This window comes from Tritonibacter sp. AK171, from assembly GCF_030127025.1.
Lineage (GTDB): Bacteria > Pseudomonadota > Alphaproteobacteria > Rhodobacterales > Rhodobacteraceae > Epibacterium > Epibacterium mobile.
On sequence record NZ_CP126134.1, the window covers coordinates 2095849 to 2115750 of the forward strand.

A 19902-nucleotide genomic window follows, 5' to 3' on the forward strand; every position below is an offset into this window, starting at 1 on the left:
TGGCAGATAACGGCACTGAACCGCGGACGTGAGGCAAATCAAGCGTGACACAAGCACTTTGGCAGGGAAACTGGATTCACCGCAGCCGGCTTATCTCCGGCCTTGTGCTGTTCACCTTTGCGTTCTTTCACTTCTTGAATATCGCGGCGGGCCTCGTTTCGCCCGATTTGATGGAAGCAGTGCAAGAGGTTCGCGAACCCATTAGCAAAAGCCCCCCCGGTCAAGTGCTCCTTTACGGGTCTCTCTTGGTCCATGCGGGTCTAGCGCTTTGGCAGGTTGCGATGCGGCGCACTTTGCGGATGACCTTCACACAGTGGCTGCAATTGCTCCTCGGTGTGCTGATCCCACTGCAACTGATCCAGCATATCGTACATACCAATTACGCGGCGCGCGTGCAGGGGTATGAGGACGAAATGTCCTCTGTTGTGTTGATGCTGTGGTCCGGCCCCGAAGCCTTACATCAGTATCTGCTGCTGCTGGCGGTGTGGATACATGGCTGCATTGGCATTCATATGTGGCTGCGCCTGACCCGTTGGTGGGGGGCGCTGGTTCCCTACATGATCGGTGTTGCGGTTCTTATGCCCACCCTTGCGCTTGCCGGACTGGTGACCGAAGGGCGGCGAATGTGGGGATTTTTTGCAGAACAGGGCTTCGCCCAACAGATCATAGAAGATTACAACTGGCCTGATACGGCTGGGTTTGCACATCTGGCAACGGTCACCAATATCGGCGTTTGCATCTTTTTCTCTCTGCTGTTTGTGGCATTGGCAGCCTTTGGCCTGAGACGCCTCATCCGCCGCACACGTTCCGTGCGTATCACCTATGAGAACGGTCCAGAAATTGTCGCGGATAGAGGGCTGACGCTCTTGGAAATGTCCCAAATGAAGGGCATCCCCCACCCTTCCCTTTGCGGCGGCAAGGGGCGTTGCACGACATGTCGGGTGATGGTGCTCGCAGGCGGCGATGAGCTTCCGCCTCCAAATGCGGCAGAGGCGCGCAGTCTGGCTGCGATCAAAGCGCCCGACAATATGCGACTTGCCTGCCAGATCAAACCGAACGCGGCGATGACGGTAAAGCGTCTCTACACCCCCAAGGGGCGCCGCCAGATACATGCCACACAGGGCGAGGAGAAAACCATCGCGGTCTTGTTCCTCGACATTCGCGGCTTTACCGCGCGATCTGCGGATTTGTTGCCGTATGATGTTGTTTTCCTTTTGAACCGGTTCTTTGACGCAATCGTCCCAGAGGTCACCAAAGCCGGGGGCGCGGTCGATAAATATATGGGCGATGGGTTATTGGCCTTGTTCGAAACAGATGACACCGCGAGCTCGGCACAGGCCGCTTTGACCGCAACCGCAAATATCGGCGCGTCATTGGCTCGGTTTAACCGGCTGTTGGCCTCTGAGGGCGAAACCCCCATTCGCATCGGTATGGGACTGCACACGGGAACCGTTGTTTTGGGGGAGATCGGCGCAGCAGGGCATGCCCCCCGCACATTGATCGGTGCAACAGTAAATGCCGCCAGCCGTCTTGAGGCAAAAACCAAGGAGCTTGGGGTCGAACTTCTGGTCTCGCGGGATGTGTTTGAGGCCGCCAGTTTGTCGCAGTCAGAAGCGGAGTATCAGCAGTTTCAACTGAGAGGGGTTGAGAAAGCCGTAAAAGCACTGCCGCTCGAACGCGCATCTCACCTTCAGAAAATCATTTCAGGTTCAAATTCACACAGCTGAATGAGTAGCTTTGATCGGCGTATTGCAGTGCCCCGCGAATGCTGTTCTAAATCCCGAACCATTTCCATGACCACTGGCCCAAACGCGACAGAATAGGCCCATATTTTCCTTTTTCCCCCGCACCGCTAGACATTCGTCACGCTCAACGAGTATTGCCCAAACCCAGCGCTGCCATTGCGAGAGCGACGCAAGACGAGAGAGATTTCTTATGCCCATGTCGAGTAATCTGGCTCCAATCCCGGAGCTTTATGTATCTTATGATTCCGCACAAAAGCTAAAAGTCGAAGCGGCGGAACTGACCAGCCACGACCTCACCCCGCGCCAGATTTGCGACCTAGAACTCTTGATGAATGGCGGCTTCAACCCGCTCAAGGGTTTCCTCTCCGAAGAGGATTACAATGGCGTTGTAGAAAACATGCGCCTTGCTGATGGCCAATTGTGGCCGATGCCAATCACCTTGGACGTATCCGAAGATTTTGCAGCCTCCATCGAGATCGGTCAGGATATCGCCCTTCGTGATCAGGAAGGCGTAATCCTCGGCACCATGACCGTTACCGACCGTTGGGAGCCTAACAAATCCCGCGAGGCCGAGATGGTTTTTGGCGCGGATGATGACGCGCATCCGGCTGTGAATTACCTGCACAACACCGCAGGTAAAATTTACCTCGGTGGCCCCGTAACCGGCATCCAGCAGCCGGTGCACTATGATTTCCGCGCCCGCCGCGACACCCCCAACGAGCTGCGCGCCTATTTTCGCAAACTGGGCTGGCGCAAGGTCGTGGCCTTCCAGACCCGCAACCCGCTGCACCGCGCCCACCAGGAACTGACCTTCCGCGCCGCGCGTGAAGCGCAGGCCAACCTGCTGATCCATCCGGTGGTCGGCATGACCAAACCGGGCGATGTGGATCACTTCACCCGCGTGCGCTGCTATGAGGCCGTGCTGGACAAATATCCGGCGGCCACCACTTCCATGAGCCTGCTGAACCTGGCAATGCGTATGGCCGGCCCGCGCGAGGCCGTGTGGCATGGGATCATCCGCAAAAACCACGGCTGCACCCATTTCATCGTGGGTCGCGACCATGCAGGCCCCGGCAAAAACTCCGCCGGTGAAGATTTCTATGGCCCTTATGACGCTCAGGATCTGTTCCGTGCCCATCAGGAAGAAATCGGCATCGAAATGGTCGACTTCAAACACATGGTCTATGTGCAGGAACGCGCCCAGTACGAGCCCAACGACGAGATCGAGGACAAGGACAACGTCACGATCCTCAACATCTCCGGCACCGAGCTGCGTCGCCGCCTGTCTGAGGGTCTGGAAATCCCTGAATGGTTCTCCTTCCCCGAGGTTGTGGCAGAGCTGCGCAAAACCAAGCCACCACGCGCGCAGCAAGGTTTCACCGTTTTCTTCACCGGCTTCTCAGGGTCCGGCAAGTCCACCATCGCAAACGCTTTGATGGTCAAGCTGATGGAGATGGGTGGCCGCCCGGTGACGCTTCTGGATGGTGATATCGTGCGGAAAAACCTCAGCTCCGAGCTGGGCTTCTCCAAAGAGCACCGCGATCTCAACATCAAGCGTATCGGCTATGTGGCGTCTGAGATCACCAAAAACGGCGGTATCGCCATCTGTGCGCCAATCGCCCCCTATGCGGCCACCCGTCGCCATGTGCGGGAAGAAATCGAGCAATTCGGTGCCTTCGTCGAGGTCCATGTCGCCACCTCGATCGAGGAATGTGAGCGCCGCGACCGCAAGGGCCTCTACAAGCTCGCGCGCGAAGGCAAGATCAAGGAATTCACCGGGATCTCTGACCCCTATGACGTGCCTCAAAACCCCGAGTTGAGCGTCGAGACCGAGAATGTCGAGGTCGACAACTGCGCCCATCAGGTACTTCTGAAGCTCGAAAGCATGGGTCTGATCAACGGAAACTGATCACTCACCCTTTATGACCGACGGCCCGCCTTTGTGCGGGCCGTTTTTTTGTTGCCCGCGCATGTTTGCATCTGCGTTGAAACAGCGAGGTCGCAGTCAGGCAATAATATCAGGCAGCAGCCGGTCTTCGATCAGTGAGATTTTGTCCTTCAGCACCAGCTTTTGCTTTTTCAGGCGCCGAATCGTCAGCGCATCCGCCGTGCCCTTCTCTTCGAGCGCCTGAATGGCCTCGTCGAGATCGCGATGTTCCCTACGGAACACCTCCAGCTCTACCCGGAGGACATCTTCGTTGGCCATTGCCAGATCAGACCGCTTGTTCATTTGCGACTCTTGTTAAGGACAGTGAAACAGTACGCATATTAGGCTCCCTCAGATCGCAGCGCTAGGGGCGACTGTGGAGGGAAAGGTGAACCCGGGACTTGTGAAACGGCAGATACATCCCATATCCTATAACACAGCGGTTGCCAGATTGGGACCGCAAGAAACCGTCGCTTTCGAATTAAGGACGAGAAAACAGTGTCGAAACTTACCTTGGGCTCATACCCGCATATGCTGGGCTTCGAGCAACTGGAACGCCTGCTGGAGCGTTCTGCCAAATCCGGCAATGAAGGCTACCCTCCCTATAATATCGAACAGACCTCCGATCATTCGTATCGCATCACGCTCGCAGTGGCGGGTTTTGCGGAAGAGGATCTGGCGATTACGGTCGAGGACCGGCAACTCGTGATTCGTGGCCGTCAGCGCGACGACTCGGACGGACGCATCTTCTTGCATCGCGGCATCGCCGCGCGTCAGTTCCAGCGCATGTTCGTATTGGCTGATGGCGTCGAAGTTGGCGAAGCCGTGATGGAAAACGGTCTGCTCCATGTGGATCTGACCCGCTCGCGTCCCGAAACCGTTGTGCAAACCATCAATATCAAAAAGGGGTAAATCATGCAGACACCTGTAGAAATGGCTCAGGTTGGCGGGCGCACCGTCTACGTCAAGACTGTCGCAGTTGCCGATCTGCCCAAAGATGTTCAGGCCTCTGTGCCGGGTCGTACGCAGCTATATGCGGTACATGATGAGGCGGGCGAACAACTCGCGCTCGTTGCAGATCGCAAGATGGCCTTTGTACTGGCCCGTCAACACGACTACGCGCCGGTCGCTGTTCACTGACATCCGGTTTATAAACTTCGCAGCGCCACGGCGTTGCCACGCCCCCGCACCTCCCTGAGGCTGCGGGGGTTTATTTTGCGCTGCACCAATGGGTTCCGTCATGCACGCGGGCTACATGCTACCACCCCCAGCCGTTGGTGTGGCGGTTCTCAATGTGAAAAACACCGGTCACACCAAACTTCGACCCGGCATATGCGTTGCCCGGCTGTTACAAAACCGTTACAGACACGGCGCGCAAAAACGAATGGAGAGGACGGGTGTCCCAAAACGACCTAGAGCCGCGTCACCTTGAAACCCTGGACCGCGACCTTGCTCGTCTGTCCTCGCTGGAACAGGCAACGGCCTATGTGGGGCGATCCAACGTCGGGCTCGGGATCGCCTTTGTGTTTATCCTGATCGTCGCCGCCGCGACCGGGCTGATGCTGGGCGATGCCAACAACACGGTGATCGTCGTGATCGCCGCCGCTTTTGGGGCCTATATGGCGCTCAATATCGGGGCGAATGATGTTGCCAACAACATGGGGCCTGCGGTGGGCGCCAATGCGATGTCCATGGGCTTTGCCATCGTTGTCGCCGCCATTTTTGAAAGCGCGGGCGCATTGATTGCAGGTGGTGATGTGGTTTCAACCATCGCCAAAGGTATCATCTCGCCCGAGACCATGGCCACCTCCTCCATGTTCATTGCCGCCATGCTTGCGGCTCTTCTGGCTTCGGCACTTTGGGTGAATTTGGCCACATGGATCGGCGCGCCAGTGTCGACCACTCACGCGGTTGTGGGCGGAGTGATGGGTGCAGGCATCGCAGCTGCGGGGTTTGCTGCTGTGAACTGGGCCAAGATGGGTGCGATTGCGGCCAGCTGGGTCATCTCTCCGCTGCTGGGCGGTCTGATCGCAGCCGCATTCCTGTGGTTCATCAAGTCGCGCATCATCTACCGTGAGGATAAGATCGCAGCCGCCCGGACTTGGGTTCCCGTTCTGGTGGGCATCATGGGCGGCGCGTTTGCGTCCTATCTCGCGGTGAAAGGTCTCAAGAAGCTGATCAAAATCGATCTGTCGCAGGCGCTTATGATTGGCGTGGCAGTCGCCATCTTAATTTGGCTGGTTATGATCCCTATCATCCGCAAACAGTCTCAAGGTCTTGAGAACCGGAATAAATCTCTGAAGATTCTGTTCTCGATCCCGCTGATCGTCTCTGCCGCCCTGTTGAGCTTTGCGCATGGTGCAAACGACGTGGCCAATGCGGTCGGCCCCTTGGCAGCTATCGTGCAAGCATCGACTTCGGGTGACTTCACTCATGCCGTTTCGATTCCCTTCTGGGTCATGATTATCGGGGCTTTTGGGATTTCCTTTGGATTGTTCCTGTTCGGGCCCAAGTTGATCCGAATGGTTGGCAGTCAGATCACCAAGCTGAACCCCATGCGTGCCTATTGCGTTGCCCTTTCGGCAGCAATCACGGTGATTGTGGCAAGCTGGCTCGGTCTTCCGGTCAGCTCCACGCATATCGCGATTGGAGGCGTCTTTGGTGTGGGCTTCTTCCGCGAATGGGACACTGAGCGCCGCATGCGGAAAACCAAGACCATCACACCTGATGCGCCCCGGATCGGCGCGGATGAGCGCCGCCGCCGCAAACTGGTGCGCCGTTCGCATTTCATGACCATCATCGCGGCTTGGGTGATCACAGTTCCCGCTGCCGCGACACTGTCTGGTGTGTTGTTCATCCTGATCAACCGCATGGTCGGCTAGGCGCGGCCAGCACTTGCTGAAATTTTCAAACGACCCGCCCAACCGGCGGGTCGTTTTGTTATTACGCGATGCCCGCTAGTATTCTAGGGACGAGAAGGAGCACGTGAACATGCCCAAACAGGATGTTTTTCACCGCACCGAAGCTGCAATGGGCATGACGCCACAAGTTTGGGCCCGCCATAGCAACCCATGGAGCGGGTGGAGCCGTCTGACCGTGCTGCCGCTTTTTGCCTTAGCGGTCTGGAGCCGCGTCTGGCTGGGCTGGGGGGCACTTGGTCCCATCGTGTTGGTTCTTGTCTGGACATGGCTCAACCCGCGCATCTTTGCCACGCCCAAGCGCACCGACAATTGGATGTCGCGTGGAGTGCTCGGTGAACAGATCTGGCTGCGCCAGAAGGATGCACCCGAATTGCAGCACCATCGCCCCGTTGTGCGAATGCTTACGTTTATCAGCGGCGCCGGGGGGCTGATCTATCTTCTGGGTCTGATCCTGCTCTCACCCGGCCTGACATTTACAGGGCTTGCAGCGGCGATGCTCGGCAAACTCTGGATGCTGGATCGGATGGTCTGGATATCTGAGGATGTAGCACGATGTAAGATAGACCACCCTAGCCAGCCAGATTAGGACATCTCCGGGTGCCCTTCAAACTGTTCGGCAGTGTCACAAATTTCGTACCATGAAGGTTTCTCTGAAACGAATTCATGGAACCGGTTACGGATATCGAGATCGGTATCGAGTGTTTGAGCCGAGATTGGAAAGCTGTCTTCGTTTGATAGGATCTCTCCAAGCGATGTTCCGCAGGTTTTGCAAAAACACCGCGCATATTTATACGGCGCTTCCGGTTGGTACTGCGCGATATTATCCCGCCCTTGTCGCCATGTCAGACTATCACGGCGAATAAAGACCATTACGTTTGCACCCAGCTTTCGACAACGCGTGCAATGGCACGTCCCCATCACGGATGGCGGCGCATTCAGAGTGAACTTTACCACTCCACAACAACAACTTCCTTCGATCATATGGCATCTCCCTGTCGCTGGCCAATACGTGACCAGATGACAGGAACATAACATGAACATTTAGAGCCTGCCAAGTTTCGTAATGGCGTGTTTAAGATATTTCGCTTCGGTCTGAGACCGAAGCGACCAGCACGGCACGCGCCCTGCGGGCGCGTGCCGTGCTCAACCCAACTGAGAGGCAGGATCGCATAGGAGCAGATCAACCAGACGGCTATGCCATATCCCTAATCCAGCAGCGCTTCCGGCAGGTCTACTGAGCCGCGCATCAAGACAAACCCTTTTCCTCCGACGCGGATGCCATCTGGCGCATCGGGACGCCCTACAAGTGATACCTGCGCCTGACCGGGTCGCCCCATCAGATGCCCCTGCTCGGCAATGAAGCTTGGCTTTTTCATCAAACCGTGACGCCAAAGATACGCGGCCATCGCGCCAGTGGCTGAGCCCGTGAAGGGGTCCTCAGGTGGGCTTGGCGGCAGCATCAGCAAGCGCGAGAAAGTGTCGCCAATGCCCGTAAACCCCTCGAGCGTCACCAAAAACGGCTCCATCACATCTTGGCCATCCGCGCCCAGAACCTCGCCCAATGGCGCCATCGCTGCTGCATTCAGACGCGCCGCTCTCAGGCTATCTTGATCCTTCAGTACCGTAATGCAGAACGGGAGACCGGTTGACACCAGTTGCGGCTGACCGAGGATTGCTGTCTCAGGTAAATTGATAGCTGCCGCCACCAGTTCAAGGTCCGGACACGGGCCGAAGTGCGGGGCAACCTGCTGCATCACAATTTGATCACCGTCCAGTTCAACAGGCACAATTCCTGCAGTTGTCTCCAGCGTGATCCTCTGCCCCGAGATCAGCCCGCGATCCCGCATCGCTGCAACCGTGGCAATGGTAGGATGTCCCGCAAAAGGGATCTCCCGGCTCGCGAGGAAATACCGCACTTTGACATCTGCGATGTCCGAGGGGCCGGTGAACGTGCATTCGACCAGCGAGGTTTCCCGCACATAAGCGCAGGCAACCTCCTCGGGGAGGTGAGCCCCGCCATGCACCACCGCACAGCCGTTGCCACCAAAAGGGCGGTCCGTAAAGGCATCGACCCAGTCAAATTGAAATTCTGGCATCTTTTGCGTCCCGAGATAGTGATTTTCGACAGGCAATCACCCATGCCAGCAAAGCTCAAGCTGTAGCGCTGTGCCGATACAATTGAGATGGCACGCAAACAAAGAGATATGCGCGACCCGCCGGGCGGGCCGCACCAAAGCGCAATTGATAAAACCCGGCATCGTTTGGCAGAGGGTTCTTCGCAACCGCAGCAAATCTCGCGCCGCAACGCATTGCCATTTTGGTCATTTTCGCTAAGGTGCGCGCTCCTTCCACTGTAGAGGCGAGATATGGCCGACATCAAAGTAGGGATCATCATGGGGAGCCAGTCCGACTGGCCCACGATGAAGGAAGCAGCCAACATCCTTGACGAGTTGGGCGTGGCCTATGAGACGCGCATCGTCTCGGCCCACCGCACGCCGGATCGGCTGTGGGACTACGGTAAGACCGCGGCCGATCGCGGCTTGCATGTTATTATCGCGGGCGCAGGCGGCGCGGCGCATTTACCCGGCATGATGGCGTCCAAGACCCGCGTACCTGTGGTGGGGGTACCGGTGCAGACCCGCGCGCTCTCCGGTGTGGATAGCCTTTACTCCATCGTCCAGATGCCAAAGGGTTTTCCGGTTGCAACCATGGCGATCGGTGCCGCCGGTGCCGCCAATGCTGGACTGATGGCAGCTGGCATTCTCGCCACAGGCGATCAAGAACTAGCAGCCCGCCTTGATGCGTGGCGCGATGCCCTTGCCGCATCCATCCCCGAGGAGCCAACCGATGACTGATCTCGACCAAATCCTCGAACCCGGTGCCGTTATTGGCATCCTTGGCGGTGGCCAGCTTGGTCGAATGCTGTCTGTTGCAGCCTCACGGCTCGGCTTTACCACCCATATTTTTGAACCTTCTGCCAATCCGCCTGCCGGCCATGTGGCTGACAAGGTGACCACTGCAGACTACGAGGACGAAGCTGCGCTGCGGGCCTTTGCCGAAACGGTAGATGTGATCACCTATGAGTTTGAAAATATCCCCACCTCGGCTCTCGATATCCTTGAGGATCTGAAGCCGATCCGCCCAGGTCGCGAGGCGCTCCGGGTGTCGCAAGATCGCCTGACAGAAAAAATGTTTCTTCAAGATCTGGGCCTTGCGACGGCTCCCTTTGCTGAGGTCAATGACGCTGCCAGCTTGGATGCCGCGCTCGAACAGGTTGGCACGCCTTCGATCCTGAAAACCCGTCGCTTTGGCTATGACGGCAAGGGTCAGATGCGCATTATGCACCCTGAAGAAGCCCCTGAGGCGCTGGCCGCGATGCAGGGTGCTCCGGCGGTACTTGAGGGGTTCGTGCCCTTCAGCCATGAGGTGTCGGTCATTGCCGCACGTAGCCTCAACGGCAAAGTGGCCTGCTATGATCCCGGTGAGAATGTTCACCTCGAAGGGATCCTCAGCACCACGACTGTTCCTGCGAACCTTACAACCGGTCAGAGTATGGACGCGGTTCTCATGGCAGGTAAAATCCTGAACGCACTGGATTATGTCGGCGTTCTGGGAGTCGAGATTTTCGTTACAGGCCATGGGCTGGTGGTCAATGAGATCGCCCCCCGGGTCCACAACTCCGGTCATTGGACCCAAGAAGGCTGCACCATCGACCAGTTTGAACAGCATATTCGGGCAATCACCGGCTGGACCATCGGCAATGGTGCGCGTTACGCCGATGTCGTGATGGAGAATCTGATCGGTGAAGACGTCGAACGCATTGCCGAACTCGCACGCGACCCGGATTGTGCGATCCACCTCTATGGTAAGGCCGAGGCCAAACCCGGCCGCAAGATGGGACATGTCAACCGTGTAATCCACACTGAAGGTCGCGACGGGTACTGACGAGCGCCCTAGTCATTTGGCCATATGGCCGAATGACTGCGCCGCACGGAGGGCCCGTAAGGGCCTGACGCGCGGCGCGCCCCTGCCCGCCGCAGGCGCATGTGGTGCAGGTCGGATCTGGGGGCGCTGCCCCCAAACCCCCGAGATATTTATGAAAAGATGAAAACCTATTGGGATGCGCTCTCAGGCCAGGAAACGTGCTGCAATCGCTCCGCTCATGTAGCTCACACACCCGCCCGAGAGAGTTGCCGCAACCTGATCCTGCGCATCAAGGATCACCAGATCGGCGCGCTTGTTTGCTTCCAGTGTCCCGCGATCCCTGAGACCGAGCACCCGGGCCGGACCAGAAGACACAAGCCCCCAAGCGCGCTCCAGAGGCAAAAGTCCGGACTTTTCCAACATCAGCGCAGCACGGCGTGGGCTTGGATAGTGGTAGTCTGACGCGAGTGCATCACACAGCCCCATGGTGATCAGATCCAATGCGGAGGCATTGCCTTTGTGACTGCCTCCACGCACCACATTGGGTGAGCCGAGGATAATGTGATCCCCCGCAGCCCGTGCCGCTTCGGCGGCCTGAGCGGTCTCGGGAAACTCTGATATCCGTGCGCCCCGCTCGCGCCAGTTTGCCCGATCATTTGCGGTGTGATCATCATGGCTCCCAATCCGGACGCCCTTGTCGTTAAGTACCTTACAAAGCGCATCCAAAGCGGCAGGCACGTCATCTTTGCGGGCATGCAGGTCCAGCAGCATTTCAAAGTGCTTTTCCGGGTTCCGCCCTGCCTTCAGCGCCTGACCGGTCAGGCGAGGGGGCTTCTTTCCCTCTGCAAGCCGATCATGCGGCAGGTGATCATTGAACACCACATAGGGCACACCCCATTTTGAAATCTGCTCCGGTAGATCCGCATAGGCATCAAGCAGGTGGACCTCAAACCGCAATTGCGGAATGAGATCAGTGACCAAATGCGCGCGCACTTCGGCAATTCCGGCAAAAACCTCGGTGGCAAACTCTGGTCCGCGCAAGCCCCCTTCCCAAGAGTAGAACTGCGCAAGCACACCTGTGGTGATGCCATTGGCGGCAAGCTCGGCCTCAGTCGCGCGGATGCCCTCAGCCATCTGCTTCATTGCGCCGCGACGCGGAGCCACGTGGCGCTCAAAACCGTCACCATGTAGATCAATAATACCCGGCAGGATGCGATAACCGCTGAGATCAATTTCTCTGGTCTCACGGACATCTTGCAGGACACCATCTGCAAGACCTATTGCCCCGCCCAGTTCCAAACCGTCTGTGCGCAGCACATCCGCGCCCACCAACCGCAGCGCAACCGTTCCTTGTCCACTCATGTCCTAGTCCAACCCGTTGAGGCCACCATCCCAATCGCGACCCAATACCCCATCGAGCCAGCCAAGCGAAGGCTCAAAACTCCCGGTCTCGATAAACTGCACCACCTGTGCAATCACACGCGGGTTGTTCATCAGATAAGTATGGGTCACCGGCAGGACCAACTGGCTTTTCATCCCTTCAACCACTGTGCTTGCAACCGACACTTTGCCATCGTCCGGTCCGGGGATCAGAGCAGAGAAAACAGGGTTCAACGATTGATTGCCCGCGATTACGCCAACCGGATAATCCACTGGCGGCAAACGTTTGGGCAGGCTGTTTGGACCAGTTCCCAGTTCTCGCCCTGCGGGCCCGTGTATCAGATCAAAGACCGCCCAATCGCCCATCTCGTCGACCAGTTCGCTACCCTGATTGGGAGGCGCAAGCATCACTACACGACCAAGCGTCACAGGCCGGGTATGAGACAGCCAGTAACGCACCAGAATACCGCCCATCGAATGGGTGACCAGATGGACCGGTTCCTGTGTGCAGACATCAAAGGCGCGCGGCAGCACCGCATCCGCAAGGCGTTCAACCGTGTATTCCGTCGAAGGGTAACCCGGTCGCACAACCTCATAGCCTCGGGCCACAAGAGCTTCTTCCATCAACAGAAAAGAGGTTTCAGTGCGCGCCAGCCCATGCAGCAGGATGACGCATCCTTTCTGCGCCTCCACATCACTGGTTTCGGGTATATGCGATTGCAGTGGTGCCTCTTGTGCGCGAAGCGGCGAGGCAAGACTGAGAAGCAAAAAAGCAAGGCATTGTCTGATCATTCACAGCACATAGGCACTCTCATATGATCAGGAAAGCCCCTGCTCTTCTGGAACCCTCCTGCGTGGGCGTGCAGGACACAGGATCACCATTGAAATCCCCCCTAGCACTGCAGCCGTGCCCAACAGCAATCGGGTGCCCACGGGTTCGCCAAGGATCACCGCGCCTGCAAAAATGGCAATGACAGGCACACTCAATTGGACCGTGGCAGCCACAGGGGCGGGTATCTGGGGCAAGACCCGGTACCACAGAGCGTACCCCAGCCCCGACGTCACCGCACCAGAGATCACCGCGAGCAAACAGCCAAAAGCCGTGACCACAGCGCCGCCATTCATGAACCAGACCACGGGCAGGATCATTCCAGTCGCAAGAAGGAAATTCACAGCACTGGAGGCAAGCGGCGTTGTCGTACCTCGCCCAACCAGACTGTAAATGCCCCAACCAAGTCCCCCTGCCCCCATCAACAGGACAGCCCAAAGCGGTGCGGCGGTTTCTCCACCCGGCCACACCACATACGCAAGCCCCGCAAGTGCGACACAGGCACCAAGAATTTGCGCGGCAGACACAGGCTCACGCTGAACAAGGCTCCAGCCAAACATCGAAACCTGCACAACGCCAAACAGCACCAAAGCGCCAAGCCCCGCATCCAGCGCGACATAAGCCACTGAGAAACCAACCATATAAAGAGTGAGCGAAGCACCTCCGGCCATTGATCGTCGCCAACCGTCGGTCGGGCGTTGTCCCTGCACGAGACACAAGGCCCAGAGCATCACCGCCCCCGACGCCAATCGCAACAGCCCAAAACCAGTGGCGTCCATATGCCCCGGTCCAATCGCCCATCGTCCCAGAATGGAATTCGCCGCAAAGGCGATCATAACGAGTGCTGTGAGGGCGATCAGCCGCATGGATATGTCCAACGCAATAGTTTCACAGACCTTCAATAGGCCTCGGGCAACGAGCCCGCCACGCGCCGCTTTGTCAAGGAACAGTCAGACACAAATATGTGGAACACTCCACTTGGTTGCGCATCAATAGCCCACCCTTTGCCTCACCGTTGGTATCATCCACGGCACCGGGGCAGAGATCACCTCTGCCCCGGCCACTTTAGAAAATGGGAGGAGGGTACCATTTCGGCGGATCTGCACGATCATATGTCGATGGTAAGCCGATATCCGCGCGAAGATGCGCGTTGAGGCTTGCATCGATCACACCAGCACGCGGAGGCCGCGTGATCAGGATCATGCGCACCGCCAACACCAACCGACGTATCAGGCTGAGGCTGCGGAAGTGCTCCTCGACAACAAGGCGAGCAAGCATTGGGTTGGGTGCCATATCAGGCAAAACAGGGTTAGACGTCATGAAAACTCTCCCCCGGCACACCGGGGCTCCTATCGTGTTGAGTTTGAAAAAGTGATGGATCGATACACTGATGCCCAATGAATGGGCGGAGGTGTTGAAATCCCCTCAGTGCGAGCAAACCTGTGACAAAAAACACCACAAGCACACGCCATGAGCGAGTGAACTTCAAAGATCTATCAACAAGTGGAAGTGGTGTTCAGCTCAATCCAGAGCCGATCGAATGAGATCGTTCAGCAGGTGCCTGCTGGTCGCCCCATATATGCGCCGCCTACGTATAGGCCTGCACCAAATTGATCGGCCCAAACAGCGGAAGAGCGCATCTTGATCACAAAATTGGTCATAGGTGCCTCCTTCTGCCTTGGGTTGAACACAGGCGTCTCGTAACATGACGGTACAAAATTCAGGTAGCGATAAATTGTGCCGACACAATCACTGTGGCCGCTCGGCAACTCTACCGATGGCGCACGACGAAAAAAGCGCAGATGGCAAAAACACAAGATGCATCCGGGACAGGTCGCCACCACGTGGCAGCGATACTTGCACGTCACGCCCCCGAGTGGGCTGCCCTGCATATGCTACGCGGCAGACACTGGCTCAGCTACACCTCCTGCGCTGACGCGACAGCGACTTCAGGCCTTCGCAACACAAAAAAGGGCCGCCCAAGGGCGACCCTTTCGGCCCCGAGGGGCCATCATCCAAAACTGGATGGCGTGACTTACATCATGCCGCCCATGCCGCCCATGTCGGGCATGCCACCTGCAGGTGCCGCGCCTTCTTTGGCCGGTTTGTCTGCAACCATGGCTTCAGTCGTGATCAGCAGACCCGCGATGGAGGCTGCGTCTTCCAGTGCGGTGCGGGTCACTTTGGCCGGATCGATCACGCCGAAGGAGAACATGTCGCCATATTCTTCGGTCTGCGCGTTGAAGCCGAAGTTCTTGTCTTCGGATTCGCGGATCTTGCCTGCAACCACCGCGCCGTCGACGCCTGCGTTTTCAGCGATCTGACGCAGCGGTGCTTCGAGCGCGCGGCGCACGATTGCGATACCTGCGTTTTGATCTGCGTTCACACCGGTCAGACCTTCGAGGGACTTGCCAGCCTGAACCAGAGCAACACCACCGCCGACGATCACGCCTTCCTGCACAGCTGCGCGGGTTGCGTTCAGAGCATCGTCCACACGGTCTTTGCGCTCTTTGACTTCCACTTCGGTCATGCCGCCGACGCGGATCACGGCAACACCGCCTGCCAGTTTGGCAACGCGCTCTTGCAGCTTCTCACGGTCGTAGTCAGAGGTGGTTTCTTCGATCTGAGCGCGGATCTGAGCGACGCGTGCTTCGATCTCTGCTTTCTCGCCCGCACCGTCAACGATGGTGGTCTCGTCTTTGGTGATCTGGATTTTCTTGGCGGTGCCAAGCATGTCCATGGTCACGGACTCGAGCTTCATGCCGAGATCTTCGGAGATCACCTGACCACCGGTCAGGATCGCGATGTCCTGCAGCATGGCCTTGCGGCGATCGCCGAAGCCCGGTGCCTTAACAGCTGCGATTTTCAGGCCGCCGCGCAGTTTGTTCACAACCAGAGTTGCCAGCGCTTCGCCTTCAACGTCCTCAGCAATGATGAGGAGCGGCTTCTGGGACTGGATCACCTGCTCAAGGAGCGGAACCATCGGCTGCAGGGAGGAGAGTTTCTTCTCGTGCAACAGGATGAGGCAGTCTTCGAGCTCTGCGGTCATCTTGTCGGCGTTGGTCACGAAGTAGGGCGACAGGTAGCCGCGATCAAACTGCATGCCTTCGACAACATCGGTCTCGGTTTCCAGACCTTTGTTTTCTTCGACGGTGATCACGCCGTCGTTGCCAACTTTCTGCATCGCGTCTGCGATCTGACGACCGATTTCGGCTTCGCCGTTTGCAGAGATGGTACCGACCTGAGCAACTTCGTCAGAGTCTTTGACTTCGCGCGCCATAGCTTTGATCGCTTCGACAACTTTGTCCGTTGCCAGATCGATGCCGCGCTTGAGGTCCATCGGGTTCAGGCCCGCTGCAACCTGCTTCAGACCTTCGCGAACGATGGACTGAGCCAGAACGGTCGCGGTGGTGGTGCCGTCACCGGCTTCGTCGTTGGTGCGGGAAGCAACTTCCTTCACCATCTGCGCGCCCATGTTCTCGAACTTGTCTTCCAGTTCGATTTCCTTTGCCACGGAAACACCGTCTTTGGTGATGCGCGGTGCGCCGAAGGATTTCTCCAGAACCACGTTGCGGCCTTTGGGGCCGAGGGTCACTTTAACAGCGTCTGCGAGGGTGTTCACACCCTTCAGCATACGGTTGCGGGCATCGGTGTCGAATTTGACGTCCTTAGCAGCCATTTTTCAGTCTCCTTGAGAATACTGTAGTGTTGCGCGATGTGGGGTGTGTCGGAGCGGAGCTCAGACGATCACACCCATGATGTCGCTTTCTTTCATCATCAGCAGCTCTTCGCCGTCGACGGTGACTTCGGTGCCGGACCATTTGCCGAAGAGGATTTTGTCACCCTCTTTCACGGCCATCGCGATCAGCTCGCCGCTGTCCTTGCGTGCACCTTCGCCACACGCGACAACAACGCCCTCGGACGGTTTTTCCTTGGCGCTGTCGGGAATGATCAGACCACCTGCGGTTTTTTCTTCGCTTTCGGTACGGCGAACCAGCACACGGTCATGAAGCGGTTTCAATGCCATCTTTGCAGCTCCTCAAAAGGCTCAAAGTGTTTTCCTTTCCCCACGCCCAGAATGGGCCGCGGAGACGTTAGCACTCACCTCAGTCGAGTGCTAACTGCGGGATAGTTAGGCATAGCGAAATCGCGAGTCAACATGAGGCGACCAGAAAATTTGCAGTTCCTTGTGACAGCCTACGCTGGCGTATGCGAGGGGCGCTGCCCCTCACACTCCCCGGGATATTTCTCGTTAGAAGAAAAACAAAAGGCCCGCAGGTCATTTCGTCTTTGGCTGGGCGGGTTCCGGTGCAGATCTGAGCCAGTTTTGATGCTCAGTTCGCCCCTTATCGGTCAGCGCATAAATTCCCTTCTCTACCCGCTCAAACCAGCCGTAATGATTGGAATACATCACTTGCGTTGCACGCGCGATTCCAGTGATTTTGGCAATGTCTGCGCCGCGAGCGGGGCCGTATTCCAAAAGATGCAATGCACAGGTCAGCGCATCCTGACGATACCCTGTCATCAGCCCGCCGCGTTTCGCCCCACCGGTATTAGGGTCGCCCTGGATGCGCGCAAATTCGCGCAGCAAGCGTGCAGTTTTCACCTTGGATTTGCGCGGCGCATAAGGTCCGGGATCGCAATGAACCTCAGTACGACCATCCGCACGTACAGTGATCAACCCCAGCCCCAGACGGCGGCAGAGTGCAAGATTGTCTTTGAGAGTTCTGCGCGCCACTTTGCCGGTGGGGCGCGGTACAGCGATGTATACCGTATCTGATAGCGCCAGTCGCGTGATCGCCTGATGGAACAAGCTGAGCGAAAAGCGCAGTTTCAGCTCTACAACCACCGGGGCCTCGCCACCGCGGATCGCGACCACATCGGCAGCCCCGACCTCGCCCTTCACCTCATAGCCTTGCGCCTCAAGCAGCGCTTTGACCGGGGCATATAGATCCTGTTCACGTTCCATCACGGCCATGCTTGCCCCGCCCCGGTCGCAATGGCAATGTAGCGCAACAGGAAAATTTCGAGCGGTGCGTCATGACTGGATTATTCTCTCGCCTCCGTCCCGTAGGGGGCTGGTTGGCGCGACCTTTGGAACCGTGGCGCACTGCCCCAAGGGTTCGCCGCCTGTTGGTCAGCGCGTCAATCTGCCTGCTGCCCCTGAGCCTGGCGAACCCGCTTCAGGCGGCGTGCACAGGCACGGATCTGCGCCGGACTGCTTCGCCCGAACTGCTTCGCGAGGTTCACGACGAGCTTGCTCGCACGCCCTATGCAGAAGGGTTGAGCTGGATTGCCACCAAAGACGAACGTCGGCTGCATATCATCGGCACCATGCATCTGAATGACCCCCGTCACGACGCGCTAGTCGCACATATGGCCCCAGCCATTGGACACGCAGATGCCGTGCTTTTGGAAGTGAACCGCGAGGACAAAGCCCGGCTAAACCACGCGCTGGCTGAGACTCCTTCGATGGTATTCATCACCGATGGGCCAACGTTGATTGACCGGCTGCCACAAGAAGACTGGCAGCATATCGCGGCTCAAGCCAGTGCCGCAGGCATTCCGCCCTTCATGGCCGCAAAGATGCGCCCCTGGTTCCTGTCTTTGTCGCTGTCGGTTCCACAATGCGCCCGCACCATAAAAGATGTGACCGACGGCCTTGATGCAAAGTTGATGCAGGTTGCCGAAGCGGCGGATGTGCCAACATTGTCGCTCGAAGATCCGCTTCGGCTGTTTCAAATGTTGGATGCAGCGCCATTGGAGGAACAAGTCGAAGAACTGCGCAGCTACATCGCCATGATGGGGGTTGGGCCGGATGATTTCTACACAATGGTAGAGAGCTATTTTGACGGCGAGGTACAGGAATACACCCTGTTGCAGCTCAAACAGTTTCTTGCAGCCGAAGGCGAGATACCTGTAGCGGAGCGTCAGGCTCAACTCGACGAGTTGCTGGAAACGCTCCTTTATCAGCGCAACCGCGATTGGATTCCCGTAATCGAAGCCACGGAGGGGGCGCAATTGGTCATTGCAATCGGGGCTGCCCATCTGCCCGGCGACCAAGGCGTGCTGGCCCTGCTGGAGGCCGAAGGCTACCAGATCGAAAGGGCACCGCTGTGATTGCACGACTGAGAAAGCAACATCTGCTTCAGCGGCTGACACAGGGGCTGCGCAGCGCGGCTGTGATATTGCTCCTGTCGTCCTTCTCCCTTGGAGCTGGCGCAACGGACACCGCCGCCCGATGCGGGGGCATGGATTTGCGTGATCACCTGACCGACAGCGCCCGGGCGCGACTTGACGCTGATTTGGCCAAAGTGCCCTATGCCCTCGGGAATCACTGGATTGCAACGCGCGGCGCGCAACGTATCGATGTGATCGGCACCCAACACAGCGGCGATGCGCGCATGTCATCCATGATGCGGCGCATACGACCTTTGATCCGTCAGGCGGACGCGGTCTTTCTGGAAGTGACCGAGCCGCAAATGATCGCGGCCGATAGTGACCAAAGCGCTTTTGCCCGGTATTTTCTGCTGCCTCCCGGTCAGCGACTTGATCGAATGATGCCCGCAGACGACTGGACGCTTCTGACCGCGCGCCTCGCGGTGCTTGGGATCGCGCCCGAGGCAGCTGCGAGAATGCAGCCGTGGTATCTCTCGGATTTCCTCACGGGCACCGACTGCCGCAAGCGCGGCTTTGGCAGCCGGCGGGGGCTGGACGACCGCATCGAGCGCACCGCCCGAACCGCCGGCACCCCGACATTGGGATTAGAAGCCCCAGAGGCTGGGCTGGCGGCGCTCGCGTCAATGCCGCTGCCTGATCAGGTCAAGATGTTGCGTTTTGATCTGCGCAGCGAAACCCGCCACGAAGACCTTTACATCACCCTGTCAGAATCCTTCTTCGATGGTCGCCTCACCGAAGGTCGCATCCTGCTGAGTTGGATGATCTACCGCGATCTCGACGTGCCCCGCCGAGAGGTGCATCGGCTCCTGGCAAGTTTCGACCGCGTTGTGCTGGAAAAGCGTAATCGCGCTTGGGTCAAAAGGCTCACCGCACGGCAGGAGCCGCGTCTTGTTGTTGCGGTGGGGGCTGCACATTTGGCGGGGGACACCGGGCTTTTGAACATGTTGCGTCGCGCCGGGTATCAACTGGCGCCTGCACAAGACTGATCACGCCCGT

The 19902-nt window shown here is 57.9% G+C and carries 20 protein-coding genes; 10 read left to right on the plus strand and 10 right to left on the minus strand.

Features of this window, described 5'->3' with window-relative positions; genetic code table 11:
• Positions 1-44: 44 nt before the first annotated feature.
• Positions 45-1727, plus strand: a complete 1683-nt coding sequence (locus QNI81_RS09895; RefSeq protein ID WP_283966391.1) for an adenylate/guanylate cyclase domain-containing protein — start codon at positions 45-47, stop codon at positions 1725-1727.
• Positions 1728-1935: 208 nt separating this feature from the next.
• Positions 1936-3654, plus strand: coding sequence for a bifunctional sulfate adenylyltransferase/adenylylsulfate kinase (locus QNI81_RS09900; protein WP_065320814.1), 1719 nt, complete (start codon positions 1936-1938; stop codon positions 3652-3654).
• Positions 3655-3750: 96 nt separating this feature from the next.
• Here QNI81_RS09900 and QNI81_RS09905 read toward each other — a convergent pair whose 3' ends face one another.
• Positions 3751-3975, minus strand: a complete 225-nt coding sequence (locus QNI81_RS09905) for a YdcH family protein (protein ID WP_009178884.1) — start codon at positions 3973-3975, stop codon at positions 3751-3753.
• Positions 3976-4170: 195 nt separating this feature from the next.
• On the opposite strand from QNI81_RS09905, the gene QNI81_RS09910 reads away from it, so the two are divergent.
• The 4 genes from QNI81_RS09910 (at position 4171) to QNI81_RS09925 (ending at position 7179) form a co-directional block, all read left to right on the plus strand.
• Positions 4171-4584: an Hsp20 family protein gene (locus tag QNI81_RS09910; RefSeq protein ID WP_005616528.1), complete on the plus strand. Its 414-nt coding sequence runs from the start codon at positions 4171-4173 to the stop codon at positions 4582-4584.
• A gap of 3 nt (positions 4585-4587) precedes the next feature.
• The gene (locus QNI81_RS09915) at positions 4588-4812 is read left to right on the plus strand and encodes a DUF1150 family protein (RefSeq protein ID WP_005616529.1); all 225 of its coding nucleotides are present in this window, start codon (positions 4588-4590) and stop codon (positions 4810-4812) included.
• A 257-nt stretch (positions 4813-5069) separates the two neighbouring features.
• The gene (locus QNI81_RS09920) at positions 5070-6554 is read left to right on the plus strand and encodes an inorganic phosphate transporter (RefSeq protein ID WP_009179049.1); all 1485 of its coding nucleotides are present in this window, start codon (positions 5070-5072) and stop codon (positions 6552-6554) included.
• A gap of 109 nt (positions 6555-6663) precedes the next feature.
• Positions 6664-7179, plus strand: coding sequence for a DUF6653 family protein (locus QNI81_RS09925; RefSeq protein ID WP_283966392.1), 516 nt, complete (start codon positions 6664-6666; stop codon positions 7177-7179).
• Here the strand turns inward: QNI81_RS09925 and QNI81_RS14745 are convergent.
• Together QNI81_RS14745 and QNI81_RS09935 are read right to left on the minus strand one after the other, a co-directional pair.
• Positions 7176-7634, minus strand: a complete 459-nt coding sequence (locus QNI81_RS14745; protein WP_349636770.1) for a GFA family protein — start codon at positions 7632-7634, stop codon at positions 7176-7178. The two genes, QNI81_RS09925 and QNI81_RS14745, sit on opposite strands and share 4 nt — an antisense overlap.
• A 164-nt stretch (positions 7635-7798) precedes the next feature.
• On the minus strand, positions 7799-8689 hold the full coding sequence (locus QNI81_RS09935) for a PhzF family phenazine biosynthesis protein (protein ID WP_283966393.1): 891 nt from the start codon (positions 8687-8689) through the stop codon (positions 7799-7801).
• Positions 8690-8959: 270 nt separating this feature from the next.
• Here QNI81_RS09935 and purE point away from each other — a divergent pair, with 270 nt between their 5' ends.
• The gene (purE, locus tag QNI81_RS09940; protein ID WP_283966394.1) at positions 8960-9448 is read left to right on the plus strand and encodes a 5-(carboxyamino)imidazole ribonucleotide mutase; all 489 of its coding nucleotides are present in this window, start codon (positions 8960-8962) and stop codon (positions 9446-9448) included.
• A complete protein-coding gene (locus QNI81_RS09945; RefSeq protein ID WP_283966395.1) occupies positions 9441-10538 on the plus strand; it encodes a 5-(carboxyamino)imidazole ribonucleotide synthase in 1098 nt (365 codons plus the stop codon). The genes purE and QNI81_RS09945 overlap by 8 nt, the downstream gene beginning before the upstream one ends.
• A gap of 183 nt (positions 10539-10721) precedes the next feature.
• Here QNI81_RS09945 and QNI81_RS09950 read toward each other — a convergent pair whose 3' ends face one another.
• The 7 genes from QNI81_RS09950 to QNI81_RS09980 all read right to left on the minus strand — a co-directional run bounded on the left by QNI81_RS09950 (position 10722) and on the right by QNI81_RS09980 (position 17704).
• The gene (locus tag QNI81_RS09950) at positions 10722-11879 is read right to left on the minus strand and encodes an alpha-D-ribose 1-methylphosphonate 5-triphosphate diphosphatase (RefSeq protein WP_283966396.1); all 1158 of its coding nucleotides are present in this window, start codon (positions 11877-11879) and stop codon (positions 10722-10724) included.
• Positions 11880-11882: 3 nt separating this feature from the next.
• Positions 11883-12665: an alpha/beta hydrolase gene (locus tag QNI81_RS09955; protein WP_502999218.1), complete on the minus strand. Its 783-nt coding sequence runs from the start codon at positions 12663-12665 to the stop codon at positions 11883-11885.
• Positions 12666-12716: 51 nt separating this feature from the next.
• Complete coding sequence (locus tag QNI81_RS09960; protein WP_283966398.1) at positions 12717-13592, minus strand: DMT family transporter; 876 nt, start codon at positions 13590-13592, stop codon at positions 12717-12719.
• Positions 13593-13791: 199 nt separating this feature from the next.
• The gene (locus QNI81_RS09965) at positions 13792-14046 is read right to left on the minus strand and encodes a hypothetical protein (protein ID WP_283966399.1); all 255 of its coding nucleotides are present in this window, start codon (positions 14044-14046) and stop codon (positions 13792-13794) included.
• Positions 14047-14761: 715 nt separating this feature from the next.
• Positions 14762-16405, minus strand: a complete 1644-nt coding sequence (gene groL / locus QNI81_RS09970; RefSeq protein WP_005616555.1) for a chaperonin GroEL — start codon at positions 16403-16405, stop codon at positions 14762-14764.
• A 60-nt stretch (positions 16406-16465) separates the two neighbouring features.
• Positions 16466-16753, minus strand: a complete 288-nt coding sequence (locus QNI81_RS09975) for a co-chaperone GroES (protein ID WP_009178812.1) — start codon at positions 16751-16753, stop codon at positions 16466-16468.
• Positions 16754-17005: 252 nt separating this feature from the next.
• On the minus strand, positions 17006-17704 hold the full coding sequence (locus QNI81_RS09980) for a DUF2161 domain-containing phosphodiesterase (protein WP_502999219.1): 699 nt from the start codon (positions 17702-17704) through the stop codon (positions 17006-17008).
• A gap of 62 nt (positions 17705-17766) precedes the next feature.
• On the opposite strand from QNI81_RS09980, the gene QNI81_RS09985 reads away from it, so the two are divergent.
• Positions 17767-18846, plus strand: a complete 1080-nt coding sequence (locus tag QNI81_RS09985) for a TraB/GumN family protein (RefSeq protein WP_283966401.1) — start codon at positions 17767-17769, stop codon at positions 18844-18846.
• Between the two features lie 131 nt (positions 18847-18977).
• Complete coding sequence (locus QNI81_RS09990; RefSeq protein ID WP_283966402.1) at positions 18978-19892, plus strand: TraB/GumN family protein; 915 nt, start codon at positions 18978-18980, stop codon at positions 19890-19892.
• Positions 19893-19902: the final 10 nt, after the last annotated feature.

Excerpts from the sequence above, each read along its gene's own strand:
- QNI81_RS09960 (WP_283966398.1), bottom strand. The coding sequence starts at position 13,592 with ATGCGGCTGATCGCCCTCACAGCACTCGTTATGATCGCCTTTGCGGCG.
- QNI81_RS09990 (WP_283966402.1), top strand. The coding sequence starts at position 18,978 with ATGGATTTGCGTGATCACCTGACCGACAGCGCCCGGGCGCGACTTGAC.
- QNI81_RS09935 (WP_283966393.1), bottom strand. The coding sequence starts at position 8,689 with ATGCCAGAATTTCAATTTGACTGGGTCGATGCCTTTACGGACCGCCCT.
- QNI81_RS09985 (WP_283966401.1), top strand. The coding sequence starts at position 17,767 with ATGACTGGATTATTCTCTCGCCTCCGTCCCGTAGGGGGCTGGTTGGCG.
- purE (WP_283966394.1), top strand. The coding sequence starts at position 8,960 with ATGGCCGACATCAAAGTAGGGATCATCATGGGGAGCCAGTCCGACTGG.
- QNI81_RS09905 (WP_009178884.1), bottom strand. The coding sequence starts at position 3,975 with ATGAACAAGCGGTCTGATCTGGCAATGGCCAACGAAGATGTCCTCCGG.
- QNI81_RS09965 (WP_283966399.1), bottom strand. The coding sequence starts at position 14,046 with ATGACGTCTAACCCTGTTTTGCCTGATATGGCACCCAACCCAATGCTT.
- QNI81_RS14745 (WP_349636770.1), bottom strand. The coding sequence starts at position 7,634 with ATGTTCATGTTATGTTCCTGTCATCTGGTCACGTATTGGCCAGCGACA.
- QNI81_RS09945 (WP_283966395.1), top strand. The coding sequence starts at position 9,441 with ATGACTGATCTCGACCAAATCCTCGAACCCGGTGCCGTTATTGGCATC.
- QNI81_RS09980 (WP_502999219.1), bottom strand. The coding sequence starts at position 17,704 with ATGGCCGTGATGGAACGTGAACAGGATCTATATGCCCCGGTCAAAGCG.
- groL (WP_005616555.1), bottom strand. The coding sequence starts at position 16,405 with ATGGCTGCTAAGGACGTCAAATTCGACACCGATGCCCGCAACCGTATG.
- QNI81_RS09915 (WP_005616529.1), top strand. The coding sequence starts at position 4,588 with ATGCAGACACCTGTAGAAATGGCTCAGGTTGGCGGGCGCACCGTCTAC.
- QNI81_RS09900 (WP_065320814.1), top strand. The coding sequence starts at position 1,936 with ATGCCCATGTCGAGTAATCTGGCTCCAATCCCGGAGCTTTATGTATCT.
- QNI81_RS09975 (WP_009178812.1), bottom strand. The coding sequence starts at position 16,753 with ATGGCATTGAAACCGCTTCATGACCGTGTGCTGGTTCGCCGTACCGAA.
- QNI81_RS09925 (WP_283966392.1), top strand. The coding sequence starts at position 6,664 with ATGCCCAAACAGGATGTTTTTCACCGCACCGAAGCTGCAATGGGCATG.
- QNI81_RS09950 (WP_283966396.1), bottom strand. The coding sequence starts at position 11,879 with ATGAGTGGACAAGGAACGGTTGCGCTGCGGTTGGTGGGCGCGGATGTG.